13 protein-coding genes are annotated in these 15,095 nt (G+C 75.2%); 2 read left to right on the top strand and 11 right to left on the bottom strand.

Going from position 1 to position 15,095, the window contains the following annotated elements:
* Nucleotides 1-167 precede the first annotated feature (167 nt).
* A complete protein-coding gene (locus tag AB0J86_RS16350; RefSeq protein WP_363857766.1) occupies nucleotides 168-1,451 on the top strand; it encodes a C39 family peptidase in 1,284 nt (427 codons plus the stop codon).
* Nucleotides 1,452-1,574: 123 nt separating this feature from the next.
* Here AB0J86_RS16350 and AB0J86_RS16345 read toward each other — a convergent pair whose 3' ends face one another.
* From AB0J86_RS16345 to AB0J86_RS16335, 3 genes are all read right to left on the bottom strand, one after another.
* Nucleotides 1,575-2,486, bottom strand: a complete 912-nt coding sequence (locus AB0J86_RS16345) for a hypothetical protein (protein ID WP_363857765.1) — start codon at nucleotides 2,484-2,486, stop codon at nucleotides 1,575-1,577.
* Nucleotides 2,487-2,604: 118 nt separating this feature from the next.
* Entirely contained in the window at nucleotides 2,605-5,079 is a 2,475-nt protein-coding gene (locus AB0J86_RS16340; RefSeq protein WP_363857763.1) for a CehA/McbA family metallohydrolase, read from the bottom strand.
* A 285-nt stretch (nucleotides 5,080-5,364) separates the two neighbouring features.
* On the bottom strand, nucleotides 5,365-6,555 hold the full coding sequence (locus AB0J86_RS16335) for a cytochrome P450 (protein WP_363857761.1): 1,191 nt from the start codon (nucleotides 6,553-6,555) through the stop codon (nucleotides 5,365-5,367).
* 239 nt (nucleotides 6,556-6,794) lie between these two features.
* Between AB0J86_RS16335 and AB0J86_RS16330 the strand changes: the two genes are divergently transcribed.
* Complete coding sequence (locus AB0J86_RS16330) at nucleotides 6,795-7,574, top strand: alpha/beta hydrolase (protein WP_363857759.1); 780 nt, start codon at nucleotides 6,795-6,797, stop codon at nucleotides 7,572-7,574.
* Between the two features lie 41 nt (nucleotides 7,575-7,615).
* Here the strand turns inward: AB0J86_RS16330 and AB0J86_RS16325 are convergent, their stop codons facing one another.
* The 8 genes from AB0J86_RS16325 to AB0J86_RS16290 form a co-directional block, all read right to left on the bottom strand.
* Nucleotides 7,616-8,350, bottom strand: a complete 735-nt coding sequence (locus AB0J86_RS16325) for an HAD hydrolase-like protein (RefSeq protein WP_363857757.1) — start codon at nucleotides 8,348-8,350, stop codon at nucleotides 7,616-7,618.
* A gap of 23 nt (nucleotides 8,351-8,373) precedes the next feature.
* On the bottom strand, nucleotides 8,374-9,357 hold the full coding sequence (locus tag AB0J86_RS16320) for a DNA topoisomerase IB (RefSeq protein ID WP_363857756.1): 984 nt from the start codon (nucleotides 9,355-9,357) through the stop codon (nucleotides 8,374-8,376).
* Nucleotides 9,341-10,390, bottom strand: coding sequence for a glycosyltransferase family 9 protein (locus AB0J86_RS16315; RefSeq protein ID WP_363857754.1), 1,050 nt, complete (start codon nucleotides 10,388-10,390; stop codon nucleotides 9,341-9,343). The genes AB0J86_RS16320 and AB0J86_RS16315 overlap by 17 nt, the downstream gene beginning before the upstream one ends.
* A complete protein-coding gene (locus AB0J86_RS16310) occupies nucleotides 10,387-11,088 on the bottom strand; it encodes an SDR family oxidoreductase (protein WP_363857752.1) in 702 nt (233 codons plus the stop codon). The genes AB0J86_RS16315 and AB0J86_RS16310 overlap by 4 nt, the downstream gene beginning before the upstream one ends.
* Nucleotides 11,085-12,545, bottom strand: a complete 1,461-nt coding sequence (locus AB0J86_RS16305; RefSeq protein ID WP_363857750.1) for a PfkB family carbohydrate kinase — start codon at nucleotides 12,543-12,545, stop codon at nucleotides 11,085-11,087. The genes AB0J86_RS16310 and AB0J86_RS16305 overlap by 4 nt, the downstream gene beginning before the upstream one ends.
* Nucleotides 12,542-13,381, bottom strand: a complete 840-nt coding sequence (locus tag AB0J86_RS16300; RefSeq protein ID WP_363857748.1) for an SIS domain-containing protein — start codon at nucleotides 13,379-13,381, stop codon at nucleotides 12,542-12,544. The genes AB0J86_RS16305 and AB0J86_RS16300 overlap by 4 nt, the downstream gene beginning before the upstream one ends.
* Nucleotides 13,381-14,595, bottom strand: a complete 1,215-nt coding sequence (locus tag AB0J86_RS16295) for a glycosyltransferase (RefSeq protein ID WP_363857746.1) — start codon at nucleotides 14,593-14,595, stop codon at nucleotides 13,381-13,383. The genes AB0J86_RS16300 and AB0J86_RS16295 overlap by 1 nt, the downstream gene beginning before the upstream one ends.
* The coding region (locus tag AB0J86_RS16290; RefSeq protein ID WP_363857744.1) for a glycosyltransferase at nucleotides 14,586-15,095 on the bottom strand (510 nt) is incomplete at its 5' end. The genes AB0J86_RS16295 and AB0J86_RS16290, both read right to left, overlap by 10 nt.

Here is a 15,095-nt window from a genome sequence, read left to right as displayed (position 1 = left end):
CGCGGCGGCGCACGGAGAGTGGTGGAGGGCGGCGGCGGAGGGCGGCACGCCGCGCGCGACGGCTCCAGTTCGGCGGACGAGTTCCACCGAACGAGATCTTGCAGGAAACCTTCATCGGCGCAACGATTGTCGTCAATCGTCTACCAGCCGATTCGAGGGGCAGGACCATGGACCGACGGAGCATGTTGCGCGCCGCCATCGCGGCCGGCGCCGCCGCCGCGCTGGGCGGGATCAGCACCGGCCCGGCGCGGGTCGCGGCGGCGGAGAGGGCGCCGGCCACCCGCGACATCCGCTTCCGCCGCTGGGCGTCGGCCGCCGACTTCGCCACCGGCAGCTCCGCCGGTACGGTCCCGACGGGCGCGACGCTGACCATCGGTACCCCGGCGGGGCGGCTGAGCTACACCGACCCGGTACGGGGAACGACCGCCAGCTACGACTACGCCACCTGGACCTCGCCTCGCGTGTCGGCGGGCTTCGCCGGCACCGAGGTGATCCCCTCCTGGACCGCGGACACCCCGGGCGGCACCTGGATCCAGGTGGAGCTGCGCGGCCTGACCGAGCTCGGCACCACCACAAAGTGGTACAACCTCGGGCGCTGGGCCGGCGGGGACGACGAGATCCACCGGACCTCGGTACCGGCGCAGGGGGACGCCGACGGGTCGGTGGCGGTGGACACCTTCGTGGCCGCCAGCGGCCGTGGCTGGACCGCGTGGGAGCTGCGGGTGACCCTGCTCCGCCCGGCCGGCACCAGCCAGACCCCGGTGCTGCGCGGCGCCGGCGCGATGATCTCGCGCCTGCCCGACCCGGGCAAGCTCACCCCCAGTACGCCGCAGGCCGCCCAGGGCGTCGTGCTCGACGTACCGCGCTACTCGCAGGAGATCCACGCCGGCGAGTACCCGGAGTGGGACGGCGGGGGCGAGGCGTGGTGCAGCCCCACCTCGACCTCCATGGTGCTCGCCTACTGGGGCAGCGGCCCGACGCCGGCCGAGTACGCGTGGGTCGACCCGAGCTACGCCGACCCGTGGGTGGACCACGCCGCCCGGCACACGTACGACCACTCCTACACCGGCTGCGGGAACTGGCCCTTCAACACCGCGTACGCCGGCCGGTACGGCCTGAACGCCCTGGTCACCCGCCTGCGGTCGCTGAACGAGGCGGAGCGCTTCATCGCCGCCGGGATCCCGCTGGTGGTGTCGGCGTCGTTCAAGAAGGGCGAGGTGCCGGGGCTGGACTACGGGACCAACGGGCACCTGATGGTGCTGGTCGGCTTCGCCGCCGACGGCCGGCCGGTCCTCAACGACCCCTACTCCCCCAGCGCCGCCGCCGTTCGCAAGACGGTCGGGCGGGCGGAGTTCGAGGCGGCCTGGCTGAACACCAGCCGCGGCGTCAGCTATGTGATCCACCCGTCGTCGGTCGCGCTGCCGACGCCGCCGGCACAGGCGAACTGGTAGACCCGGACGCCCGCGCGGGCCCGGCGACGAACGGCCGCCGGGTCCGCGCGCGGTAAGTGGCCCGGCCCCCCGGCCCGGGCTGGCGCGCCGAGCCGCCCGGGTCGACGCGCGGACCCGGGCGGCTCAGGACCGCTCGGCGAGAAGCTGGATCCCGGCCCGGTCGACCAGCAGCACCGACGGCACCAGCTCGGTGGTCGGATACGTCGACTCCAGCACCATCCGCCGGATCTCCTCCGGCCAGCCGGAGTTGGCGCCGGCGACGATCAGGTCGTCCGGGCAGGGCAGCCCGACGACGAGCCGCTCGTCGTTGAGGGTCTCCGACATCCGCTCGTAGAAATCGGGCAGCGCCAGCGCCGAGGCGGCCAGGCTGCCCTCCCGGTGCATGGCGAGCAGGTCGCCCCGGTCGGAGCGGCGGCCGTCGACGCGCAGTCCCCGGGCGAGCGACTCGGACGCCTGACCGATCAGGTCGCCGAGGGCCGGCGAGCCGATCCGCTGGTGGGCGTCGTGGGTCAGGTGGCTCATGCCGATGGTGCCGCGCGGCGTCGGCGCCACCATGGCGAGCCCGACGAAGAGCCGCCCCGGCACCAGGGACCAGTGCGGCATCGCCGCGAGCATGGTCGACGCGTTCGGCGACGAGGCGCTCCAGAGTACGGGCAGCAGCTCGCCGTTCTGCTCGGCGTGGGCCATCCGGTCAGCAGCCTCCTCCGCCAGCTGCTGCCCCTGGGCCTGCGCCATCACCTGCGCCGCCGCCTGGAACGCCTGCTCCCAGCCGTCCGGCCCCGGGCGGTCGAAGTTGTGCGTCAGCTTCGCGTCCGGAAAGACCGCGCCGACGAAGGCGAGGTCGGTCTCGGTCGCCGCCCACTCACTGTGCAGCGCCACCACCTCGTCCGGCCGGGCCCGGTGCTCGCGCGCCACCCGCTCCCACGCCTGCCGGATGCCGTCCTCGTCGAGGGTGGCCACGTCGGCGATGCCGTGTTCACCCTCACCGCGGGCCAGCAGGAAGACCACCATGTTCCTGGTGGGATCGACATTCACCAAAATCCTCCTAAATCGTCCGCCGGAACCTACCGGACCACGGCGGACCTGTCGACCCACGCGGAGGATTCGACGGCGATCGCCGGGTGGGGCGGCGCGGGCCGCCCCACCCGCGCCGTCACCGCTGCCTGATCAGATAGATCTCCTGCGTCCCGTCGCGCTGGGAACGCCCGGCCCGACGGTCGCTCGTGAAGACCACCGTTCCGTTGTGGATCGCGGGCCACGTGCCGTTGCCGACCGTGCTCAGCCGCACCGGTGCCGTCCAGCCCGAGGGCGCGCGGTGGCAGGTGAAGACCTTCCAGCGCCAGTCCGCGGCGCGGGAGTCGTACCAGACCGCCCGGGCGGTACCGTCGGGATCGACGTCCAGCCGGGGCCGCTGGCTCATGGCGTCGGCGTCGAGGCCGACCGGCTCCGCCGCCGACCAGGTAGTACCGTCGGTCGACCGGCTCGCGCGCAGCGAGAGGTTGGCCCCGGCGGCCGAGAGCGCCTTGGTCTCCCAGACGACGACGTAGGCGCCGTCGCCGTCCACCACCACGTCGGGATGACGGTCGGCCGCGTCGTCGTTGCCGCTGACCCGTACGGCGGCGCCCCAGCTCGCGGACGGGCCGGTCCGGACCGCCGCCAGGATCTCCCAGTTGTCCGGGTTCGTGCCACCGCTGGCCGGTTGCCCGGGCGGCGGGGTGTGACCGGTCCAGCCCGCGTCCGGGTCGAACCGGTTGTCCTGCCAGGTCACGATGATGCCCCGGTTCCGGGTCACCGCGAGCGCGGGGAAGAGCGAAGCCGGGTGGATCGGCGAGCGGGCGTCGTCCGGCGTACCGGGGACGATGACCTTGCCGGCGGCGGAGACGTTGACCGGTGCCGGGTCGACGCCGACCACCTGGACGTAGACGTCGAACGCACCGCCGCTGTTCTCCGCCCAGGCCACGACCGGGTGCCGGTCGTCGAGCAGGGCGAGCGCGGGCTGCTCGGCCCGGCCCGCCCCCCCGCCGACCCGCACCGCCGGCGCGAAGCTCCGGCCGCCGTCGCGGCTGTGGCGCAGGTAGACGGCCGGCCGGTGGGGCTGCTCCTGGCCACGTTCGTCCTGCCACACCACCCAGACGTCGTCGCCGGAGGCCGCGATCCGCGGCGCCCGCGCCGTACCGGAGTCGCCGGAGATGGTGACCAGCTTGTCGCTCTGCTCGTTGCCGTGCCCGTCGAGCCTGCGGTACACCACCGACGTCCGGTGGTCGCGGTGCACCTGGGCGACCACGTGGGTGATCCGCCCCGTGACGGCGACGTCCGCGAAGCCGGCGAAGGCGCCCGGCTCGCCCAGCACGAGGCCGGCCCGGTCCTGGTTGCCCTCGGCCCGGGGCAGCGCGATCTCGGGTGCCGGCTCGGCGGGCCGCCGCACCGACACGAAGACCGGCGAGGTCGCGCCCCGCAGCTGGTCGGGGAGGTTCGGGTCCGCGTCACGCCCGGACACCTCGCCCGGCGCGCGCACCTCCACCCGGTACCAGGCGTGGTCGGCGGCCAGCGTGAGCGGAACCAGGTACGTCTGGTCGTCCTCGGCGGGCACGAACGTCGCGACGGGGCCGGCCGAGCGGCCGGGCGCCGCGTAGACGAGTACCCGCATGCCGGCCCCGGCCCTGACCCGGACCCGCAGCGCGGCGCGCTTCGGCAGGCGCCGGTCGTCGACGACCACCTCGTCGCCGCCGATGGCCTCGAACCGGCCGTCGCCGTCGACGTCGGCCTCGATGGTGACGAACGGGCCGGTCGGGCTCAACGACACCGTCGTCCGGCCCGCCCGCAGGGCGTCGAGGATCGCGCGCACCGAACGCTCGGCGGCGAAGACCCAGGTGGTCGGCGCGCCAGGGGCGCTGACGGGCCGCAGCTCCTTGAAGTGGCTGTCGCCCGCGCCGACCGCCCCGAAGCGGAACCCGTGGTTCCACCGGTTCTCGGCGTAGTCGATCTCCGCATCGGGGTCGTTGCTGGCGTTCCAGACCTCGACGGTGTCGACCCCGAGCACGCTGGCGTTCTCGTTCGGGCCGGCGGCCCGGGTGAACTCGCCGTCGTCGGGGTGAGCCACGGACCAGACCGCGTCCTGGGCGTGCGCGTCCCAGATGGACTGCTGGACGTGGCGGAACGGCGCCGATCCGGACGGGTTGGCGCCGTCCACCACCGTGTCGACGGCGCCGAGCACGATCGCGTGTGGTGACCCGTTCGCCTCCTCGCCGTTGATCAGCAGCAGCCGGTCGGACCGCCAGAGCGGATCCCAGTGCTGGTCGAACGTCCGGTGGTCGGTCAGCGGCAGGAACGCCAGGCCGCGCGACTCCGCGTAGCCGATCTGGTCGCCGACCGGCAGGTTCCCGGGGTCTCGCTGGTCCGACAGCTGACGCGGGGCGCTCCCGTCCGACGAGTGGTCGTCGTGGACGTGGGTGTCGCCCGGGAGCCACACGCCCTTCGGCTCGCCGCCCCCGCCGGGCCCACGCTCCTCGGCGCCCCCGCCGGGCCCACGCTCCTCGCCGCTCTCCGCCCACGCGGCGGACGCGGGCAGCAGCCCGGCGGCGACGACCGCGCCACCGGCGGCGATGAACTGTCTGCGGTCCCATTCCATGCGGTCCCCATTCCACGCGCGCCCCACGCCGGCGGCGGCGCGACCCGTGGTCACGCGGCGGCCGACGAGTTTGATCAAGTCAGTTGCGCCCGACGCTAGCCATCCCATGCGGCACATCGCATGAATCGTCGGTGAAGCGGGGATGACCGGGACCGTAGCTACCCGGCGGTACCGGCCTCGCCTTGATCAACCAGCCGAAACCCGTCAGGCGGGCACGGGTCCGGCGGTTCGCGCGCGTCCGTGACCGGCGGAATCCGCCCGGCGCCCGCCGGGGGACGCCAGGGGTCAGCGCAGGGCCACCGGCAGCGCCGACAGGCCGCGTAGCAGCAGGCTGGGACGCCAGGCGACCTCCTCGACCGGTACGGCCAGCCGCAGGTCCGGGAAGCGGCGCGCCAGCGCCCGGAAGGCGATGTCCCCCTCGAGGCGGGCCAGCGGGGCGCCCAGGCAGTAGTGGATGCCGTGGCCGAAGGCGAGGTTCGGGGTGACCGGGCGGTCCAGGTCCAACCGGTCCGGGTCGGGGAACCGCTCGCCGTCCCGGTTCGCCGAGAGCAGCGAGATCAGTACGCGCGCGCCCTCGGGGATCTTCTGGCCGCCCAGCTCGACCGGCTCCAGCGCGGTACGGAAGGTGGCGCTCTGCACCGGCCCCTCGTAGCGCAGCAGCTCCTCGACGGCGCCCGGGACCAGCTCCGGCGTGGCCACCACCCGGGCCCAGCGCTCCGGCTCCGCCAGGAGCAGCAGCGCCCCGTTGCCGATCAGGTTCACGGTCGTCTCGTGCCCCGCGATGAGCAGCAGGTAGACCATCGAGATCAGCTCGTCGTCGCTGAGCCGGTCCTCCTGGTCCCGTACCGTGATCAGCGCGGAGAGCAGGTCGTCCGCCGGCCGCCGGCGCTTGGCCGCCAGCAGCTCCCGGATGTAGCCGACGATCGCCACCAGCGCGGGCGGGAGCCCGGCCGGATCGACCCCACCGGCGACGATCGCGTTCGTCCACGAGCGGAAGTCCGCCTGGTCCTCCGACGGTACGCCGAGGAGGTCGCAGAGCACCTGGATGGGGAGCGGGAGGGCGTAGCTCTCGATCAGGTCCACCCGGTCGGCGCCCGACATCCCGTCCAGCAACTCCTCGGCCAGCCCCTCGATCCGGGGCCGGAGCGCGGCCATCCGGCGCGCCGTGAAGGCGCCCGAGACCAGCCGCCGCAGCCGGGTGTGGTCCGGCGGGTCGAGCGCGAGCAGGTGCCTGCTCACGGCCCGGGCCACGTCCTCGGGGAGCATGCGTTGGTAGCTGAACCCGCCGGCCGAGCTGCGCTTGCCGAGCCTCGGATCGCCCAGCGCCCGCTGGGCGTCCTCGTACCGGGTGACCAGCCAGGCGGTACCGCCGCCGGGGAGCGCGACCTCGACGACGGGGCGCTCGCGGCGCAGCGCCGCCAGTGCCCGGTGCAGGTCGGCCATGCCGGTCTCGAAGAGATCGATGACGCCGCTCATGGCCGCTCTCCCGTTCCGCCGCCCGTGGTGGGTCCGGCCCACCGCGAGGGCTACCCCGGACGCGCCGCCACCATCGGCCCCAGCCTAACAACGGCCGCCGTCGACTCCGATTCACGCGGCGGTCCGTGCCGCTCGCCCGCATACCCGAGAGCACACCTCGCGGCTCGGCCACTCGCGCGCGTACGGACACGACGGCAGGATCCACCCGCACCGAAACCGAGACCGAAGGAGAGCACCAGATGGGCACGTACGTCCAGCTCGGCGCCGTGCGGACCTGGTACGACGAGCACGGTACGGGTGACCCGCTCGTGCTGATGCACGGCGGGCTGGTGGACGCCCGGTGGTTCGCGCCGAACCTCGACGCGCTGGCCGAGCGGTTCCACGTCTACACGCCCGAGCGTCGCGGCCACGGGCACACCCCGGACGTCGAGGGCCCGATCACGTACCAGCTGATGGCCGACGACACGATCGCGTTCCTGGAGACGGTGGTCCGTGAGCCCGCCGACCTCGTCGCGCACAGCGACGGCGCCGTCGTCGCGTTGCTGGTCGCGATGCAGCGCCCCGAGCTGGTACGGCGGCTCGTCAGCATCAGCGGCGGCTTCAACAAGAGCGGCGAGGCGGTGCCGGACGCGGAGTGGAACGTCGACCAGATCTTCGAGTTCCTCGGCCCGTCGTACGGTGAGGTCTCGCCGGACGGCATCGACCACTTCCGGGTGGTCGCCACGAAAATCGGCGAGATGGCCGCGAAGGAGCCGAACCTCCAGGCCACCGAGCTGGCCAAGGTGCCGCACCGCACGCTGGTGGTCTACTCCGACGACGACCTGATGACCCTGACGCACGCGCTGGAGATGTACGACAACCTGCCGAACGCCGAACTCGCCGTCGTACCCGGCACCTCGCACTTCCTCACCCAGGAGAAGCCCGCGCTGGTCAACGCGATCGTGCTGGACTTCCTCACCAACGATCCGGTGCCGGTGATGGCCCCCATCCGGCGCGCCCCGGCGAACCAGGCCGGCTGAGCGGCGGTCGGCGCCACCGGCTCGCCCGGGCCGGCGACAGGTCACCGCCGGCGGGGCAGCCTGCCGACGTGGCCGGGGTCGTCCCCGGGTCCCGTGGTGACGGCGGCGCCCGCTCCGTCGGCTTCGAGCCCCGTCACGGCCTCGACCACGTCGGGGAACGCGTCGACGAACGCGTCGACCCGGTACGCCCCGAAGTCGCCGCGTCGCCGGACGCCGCTCTGCATGCACGCGATGAAACGCACCCCGGCGGCGTTGGCGGCCTGGGCGTCGGTGGGCGAGTCACCGACGTAGACGCACTGGCCGGGCGAGAGCCTTGCGGCGGAGAGAAGCTCGTCGAACGCGCGACCGTCCGGCTTGCCGAACCGCGTGTTGTCCCGGTGGTAGATCGCGCGGAGTCGACCGGCGAGCACGTGGTCCGGCGCCAGCAGATGCGCGACCTCCGCCCCGGTCCGCGAGGTCAGCAGCATGACGCTGCGTCCGGCGAGGGCGAGCCGGTCGAGGGCGTCCAGGTTCTCCGACGCGACGACGTCCAGCCGGCCGTTCGCCACGTACTCCTGGAGCACGACGTGGTACGCGGTCGCGAAGTCCCCGAGGTCCACGCCGGGTGAGCGCCGCGGCATCGCGTCGAGCAGGGGTTGTCCCCACGTCGACAGGTGCACCGCACGCGGCATCGGCGGGCGGCCGATCCGCGCCAACACCTCGTTCTCCAACTCGAAGCAGACCGCCTCGGTGAGGCAGAGCGTGTCGTCCACGTCGATCACCACGGCACGGATCACGCCAGCACGGTAACCGTCGCCGGTCAGCGCTCCGCGAGCAGCCGCAGCACCGATCGTTCGAGGTCGGCCTCGGCGGCGTCGGGGCGTACCCGGGTCAACGCGCCGTCGTGGTAGAGGTCCACGACCCGCGGATCCACGTAGGACGCGCGGGCGACCGCGGGCGTGTTCCCCAGTTCGGCGGCGACCTCGCGCATGGTGCCGGCCACGGCGCGCTTGCGGGCGGTGGCCGAGGGCTGCGGCCCGAGCGCCGCGAGCCGGGTCGCGGCCAGCAAAGTCGCCCGCCAGGTACGGAAGTCCTTCGCGGTCATCTCACCGCCGCTGCTCTCCCGCAGGTAGTCGTTGATCTCGTCGCTGCGCACGTCCCGCCAGGACCGCCCGGCCCAGTAGCCGAAGAGGCGCTCGGCCGCGCGGCGGCGCCGGCGCAGCTGGCGCAGCACCCCGCAGAGCTGCGGATCGTCGACCCGGCGGGTCAGCGCGATCCCGCCCTTGGCCGGAAACTCGAAGATCACGCAGCCGGGCCGGGACCGGAGATGCTCCGGACGCAGCGTGGACACCCCGTACGTGGGATCGTCGCCGGCCGCGTACTGGTCGTTGCCGACCCGGAACGCGCCCAGGTCGAGCAGCCGGGTGACGGCCGCCAGCACGCGCTCCCGCCCGAGCCCCCGCGCGGCCAGGTGCGCCGCCACCCGCGCCCGCAGCTGCGGCAGCCGGGCCGCCACCTCCAGCACGTGGTCGAACTTCGCCTCGTCCTGCCGGGCCCGCCAGAGCGGATGGTAGAGGTACTGCTTGCGGCCGGCCGCGTCGATGCCGGTGGCCTGGATGTGCCCGGCCGGGTGCGGCGAGATCCACACCTCCCGCCAGGCCGGCGGGATCACCAGCTCCCGCAGACGGCGCACCTCGTCCGGGTCGCGGATCGGCCGGCCCTCCCGGTCCAGGTAGAGCATCCCGCGACCGCAGCGGCGCCGCCCGTAGCCGGGCCGGTTCGGGTCGCTACGCCGCAACCGCACCGCGCTCCCGTCCGGCCCGCTCGACCTCGTCGGTCGCGTCCAGCACCTCCGCCACCCCGATCGCCGCCGGATCGACGCCCGGCCCGACGACGCCGTCGGGCAGCCCGTCCTCCACGGGCGACCCGGTGTTGCCGGGCGACCCGCCGGGCCCGGTTTCGCCCGCCCAGAGGGCGCGGTGCCAGGGCCGGTCGGGCGGCGGTCCCCACTGCGCCGGCGAGACCGGGCCGAAGAGCACCACCGACGGGATGCCGTAGGCGGTGGCCAGGTGCGCCACGCCGGTGTCCGCGCTGACCAGCATCCGCCCGTGCGCCACCAGCGCGGCCAGCCCGGCCAGGTCGAGCCGGCCGGCGACCACCGCCGTACCGGGCAGCCCGGCGTCGCGGGCCACCCGCTCGACCAGCTCGCGCTCGGGCCGCGACCCGGTCACCACCACCCGGTGCCCCGAGCGGGCCAGTTCCCGGGCCACCGCCGCGAAGCGCTCCGCCGGCCAGCGCTTCTCCGGCGTCTTCGCCCCGGGGTGCACCACCGTCACCCCCACCGGCACCCGGTGCGGGCTCGGCCGGGCCAGCCCCAGGTCCTCCGGGTCGGTCTCCACGCCGTACCAGTCGAGCAGCCGGCACCAGCGCCGCACCTCGTGCTCCGTGGGGTCCCAGCGCGGACCGTCGTGGTGCTCCGCGTCGGCGCACGCGAACGCGCAGAGCCGCTCCGGGGCGGCCGCCTGGAGCAGCCGGTGCGACTGCGGGCCGCGCCCGTGCAGGTTGACCGCCCAGTACGCGGCGGGCAGCCCGCCCGCACCGGCGCCGGGCGCGTCCCGCCCCCGCTCGCCGCCGCCCGTGACCGGCCGGCCGGCCGCCTCCAGCCCCTCGGTCGGTACCAGGTGGTCGACCCCGCCGACCAGGTCGACCAGGGGCGCCAGCCAGCGCGGGGCGGCCAGCGCCAGGGTGCGTTCGGGAAACGCGGCGCGCAGCCCCCGCAGGGCCGGTACCGCCGTGACGAGGTCCCCGACGCCGAGCGCCCGCAGCACCAGGATCACGGGTACGACGACTCCGTCTCGGAGCAGTAGGTCAGCTCGCGTACCGCGCAGCCGGGCGGCTGGCTGAGCGCGAAGAGCACGGCGGCGGCGACGCTGCCCGGATCGGTCAGCGACGCGTCCTCCGGCGGCCGGTACCGCTCCTCCCGCTCGTCGAAGAAGGCGGTCCGCATGCCGCCCGGCACCAGCAGGGTGACCCCGACCGAGCCGGCCAGCTCGGCCGCGAGCGCCCGGGTGAAGCCGACCACGCCGAACTTGGCGGCGCAGTACGCGGTCGCGTCGCTGACCGCCTTGAGCCCGAGGGTGGAGGCGACCGTGACCACCCGGCCCCGGGAGCGTTGCAGGTAGGGCAGGGCGGCCCGGATCACGGCCACGGTGCCGAGCAGGTCGACGGCGACGACCCGTTCCCAGGTCTCGGCCGGTACGTCGGCCAGCCGGCCCGGTACGTCCATGCCGGCCGCCGTGACCACCCCGTCCAGGCCACCGACCTGGTCGGCGAGCTGTCGGGTGGCCTCCTCGGCGCCGCGCGTGTCGGCCAGGTCGCACTTGACCCAGGGCACCCCGTCGGCGGGCTTCTGCAGGTCCAGCACGCAGGGCCGGCCGCCGCCCCTGGCCACGCCCGCCACCACCGCCGCCCCGAGTCCGCTGGAACCGCCGGTGACCAGCACGGAGGGGCCGGTGGTGGGTTGGTTCGCGGTCATCGGGGCCCTCCGGCGTGGTGACGGCCGCCCGCGCGGGCGGCGGCGATCATGCGGGTGGTGGAGCGTCCGTCCAGGTAGGGCACGACCACGGTGTTCCCGCCCCAGCGCTGGACGATCTCGGCCTCGGGCAGGCGCGGCTCGCCGCCGCCGCCGGTGCCGTAGTCGCCGCCCTTGACCCAGACGTCCGGCCGCAGCCAGCTCAGCACCGCGTGCGGCGTCGACTCGTCGAAAATCAACACCGCGTCCACACAGCCCAACGCCGCGAGCAACCGGGCCCGGTCCGCCTGCGATACCACCGGCCGACCATCGCCCTTCAACCCCGCCACGCTCTCGTCCGAGTTCAGGCAGACGATCAGACAGTCCCCTAACTGCCGGGCCGCCTCCAACGTCGCCACGTGCCCGGCGTGCAACAGGTCGAAACAGCCACCCGTGGCCACCACCGTGCCGCCGGCGGCACGTACCCGGGCCAGCACCGCCGCGGTCGCGGCGGCGCCGATCCGCTCGGCGCGGTCGGTGCGGTCCGGTACCGGGGGCATCGGTACGGGTGCGGGCGGCTCGGGCGGTACGGGCACCGCGGCGGCCACCCCGCCGTCGGCGACGTACGCGGACGCCTGCTCCACCGCCTCCTCGACCGCCTCGGAGACGAGCGCGCCCCGGGCCAGCGCCACGGTCGCCGCCGCCGCGAACCGGTCGCCCGCCCCGCAGGTGTCCCCGTCGACGCAGGCGGCGGGCGCGGGCACCACCAGCGGCGTGGCGCCGGCCTGGCAGAGCAGCGCCCCGTCGCCGCCGAGGGTCACCGCGACCGCGCCGACCTGCCAGCGCTGCCGCAGCCCGTGCGCCCCGCGCGAGGCGGTGACCAGCCGCGACCCGCCGGTGATCGCCCCGCCCAGCTCCTGCGCCTCGACCTCGTTCGGCGTCAGCAACCGCGCCCCCGGCACCGCCGCCGGGCCGCGCGGGTGCGGGTCCCAGACCACCGGGGCGCCGGTCGCCGCCAGCGCGGTACGCAGCGTGGGCTGCGCCGCGACGCCGCGCCCGTAGTCGCTGACCAGGATCGCCGCCGCGCCGGCGAGCACCTCCAGCACGGCCTCGGTCGGCTCGCCCGGCGGCCCGGCCGGCCCGCCCCGGTCGTGGCGCAGCAGCACCCGTCCCCGGGTCCGCAGCCGGATCTTCTCGGGGGTGGCGCCGGGCAGCGGCAGGGCGTAGACCTGCACCCCGGCCGCGGTGAGCAGGCCGCTGAGCCGGGCGCCGCCCGCGTCGTCGGCGAGCGCGGTGACGAGGACGACCTCGAAGCCCTGGCCGACCGCGAAGAGCGCGGCGAGGCCGGCGCCGCCGGGCCGGTCGGCGTGCCCGGCCTCGTCCAGCACCGGTACCGGCGAGTCCGGGCAGAGCCGGCTCACCACCCCCTCGACGTCCCGGTCGAGCAGCGTGTCGCCGAGCACCACGATCCGGGCCGTCACGAATCGACTCCGGCGGACGCGTCACCGTCCAGCACGAGCGCCTCCACCCCCGACGGCCGGGTCCGGCCGGTGCGGGCGTAGCCGGCGGCGCGGACCGGTACCGGACCGTCCCGCCCGGCGTCGGTCTCGACGCCGACTCCCGCGGCGCTGGTCGGGGCCGCGACGCCGGTCGCGGCGGCGCCCGTACCCCGGCCGTTGGCCAGCGCGGCGTCGACGTAGTCGCAGAGCAGATGCGCGGAGACCAGGTGCAGCTCCTGTACGACCTGCGGATCGGCGGCCGGTACGGCGAGCGCCTCGGCGCAGCGCTCGGCGAGGGGGTTGGGCGCCGGCCCGGTGAACGCCCAGCAGCGCAACCCCAACTCCCGACCCGCCCGCGCCGCCGCCAACAGGTTCGCGCTACGACCACTGGTCGACATCAACAACAACACATCCCCCGGCCGACCATGCGCCCGCACCTGCCGCGCGAACACCTCCTCGAACCCGTAGTCGTTACCGATCGCCGTCACCGACGACGTCTCCGCGTGCAACGCGATCGCCGACAACGGCACCCGGTCCTCCCGCAACTTGCCCACCAGCTCCGCCGCCAGATGCTGCGCCTCCGCCGCACTACCCCCGTTGCCCGCCACCAGCAACCGACCACCCTCGACCAGGGTCCGGGCCAGCTCCCCGCCCCAGCGGGCGAGCTGCCCAGCCGCCTGCCGGTACGGCAGCAGCGCCGCCGCCAGCCCGGCCAGGTGCCCGTCCAGCACACCCACCGGCTCGCCGGCGGTGCCGAGGGTGCCGGTCAGCTCGGGCGGCTCGCCGGCGGTCCGGCCGGTGCCGGTCAGCTCGGACATCAGACCACCGCCCGGGTCCGGCGTACCTCGCTCACCGCGGTGTAGACGTCGCCGAGCTGGTCCGCGGCCCGCCGCCACGAGTACGCCTGCCGGGCCCGCTCCAGCGCCGCCGCCGCGTACGTCGCGCGCCGGGCGTCGTCGGCGACGATCTTGCCGACGGCGGCGCCGAGCGCGCCCGGGTCGCGGGGCGGGACCAGGTCCCCGGTCAGCCCGTCGACGACGGTGTCGATCAGGCCGCCGACCGCGCTGGCGACCACCGGCACGCCGCAGGCCATCGCCTCCAGCGGGGTCAACCCGAACGGCTCGTACCAGGGGGCCGCGACCAGCACGTCCGCCGAGCGGTACCAGTACCCCATCTCCTCGCGCGGCACCGCGCCGACCAGCCGGACCCGGTCGCTCACCCCGCACGACTCGGCGAGCGCCAGCAGCCGGCGGGCCTGCGGGTCGGCGTCGAGCTGGTCGGCCGGCGGCCCGCCGACGATCACGCACTCGGCCTCGGGCACCTGGCACATCGCCCGGATCAGGTCCTGGAAGCCCTTGCGCTCGACCAGCCGCCCCACCGACAGCACCCGGGCCCGGCGCTCGTGCCGGGGGGCCGCGGGACCCGTCGGCGCGAAGACCGCGTCGTTGACCCCGGACGGGACGACGGCCATCACGGCCCGCGGTACCCCCATCCGGAGCAGTTCGGCGATCTCGTCCTGGCTCTGCGCGATCACCCGGTCGACCAGCCGGCCCAGGGCGCGCTCGTAGCCGATCCGGGGGGCCGGGCTGGTGTCCATGGCGCCCTGGTGCCGGCGCTTGACGGTGCCGAGCGCGTGGTACGTGAGCACCACCGGCACCCCGGTGTCCCGGCCGGCGGTGACGGCGGCGAGACCGCTCATCCAGAAGTGCGCGTGCGCCACGTCGGGGCTCCACGACCCGACGCCCCAGTCGGCGGCGAGCCACCGCCCGAACTCCTCCATGTACGGCAGCAGCTCGTCCTTGGCGATCGGCTCGGGCGGACCGGCCGGTACGTGCACCACGGTGACGCCGTCGCCCATCGGCACCGTCTCGGGCCGGTACCGGTCGTCGCGGCGGGTGTAGACCCGCACGTCGTGGCCGGCGTCGGCGAGCGCGGCGGACAGCTCGGCGACGTGGGTGTTCTGGCCGCCGGCGTCCTCCCCGCCCAGGACGGCCAGCGGGCTGGCGTGCTCCGAGATCATCGCTATCCGCATAGCTCCTCCTCCAGCAGCCGGTCCCAGTCGGCGAGGAACCGGTCCAGGCCGTAGCGCTCGGTCGCCGCCAGCCGGGCCCCCGCGCCGAGGCGGCGGGCGCTCTCCGGGTCCTCCAGCAGCCCCCTCGTCACCGCCAGCAACTCCTCGACCCGGGTGGAGAGCACCCCGGCGGTGGGCGGTACGGCCAGCACCGCCTCGGTGACGGCCAGCACCACCACCGGCATCCCCATCGCCATCGCCTCGATCAGGCTCAGCCCGAGCGAGGTCCACCGGCACAGGTGCAGGTACGCCCGCCGCCGGGCCACCTCCGCCTGCATCCGGGCCTGCGGCAGGTCCTCGTAGACCACCATCCGATCGGGCGGCAGGCCGAGCCGCTCCGGCAGGCCGCTCACCCCCATGCCGAAGACGTCCAACGGAGCCAACTCCGCGAAGCGCGGCAACAGATCCGTACCCGTCACCCGCCACCGCCGCACCGGCTCGTTCACCACCACCGCCAACCG

Source organism: Micromonospora sp. NPDC049559 (assembly GCF_040676675.1).
Classification (GTDB): Bacteria; Actinomycetota; Actinomycetes; order Mycobacteriales; family Micromonosporaceae; genus JBFAPK01.
The sequence above is the reverse complement of the archived record's forward strand: the minus strand, read 5'-3'. Positions and strand labels throughout refer to the sequence as shown.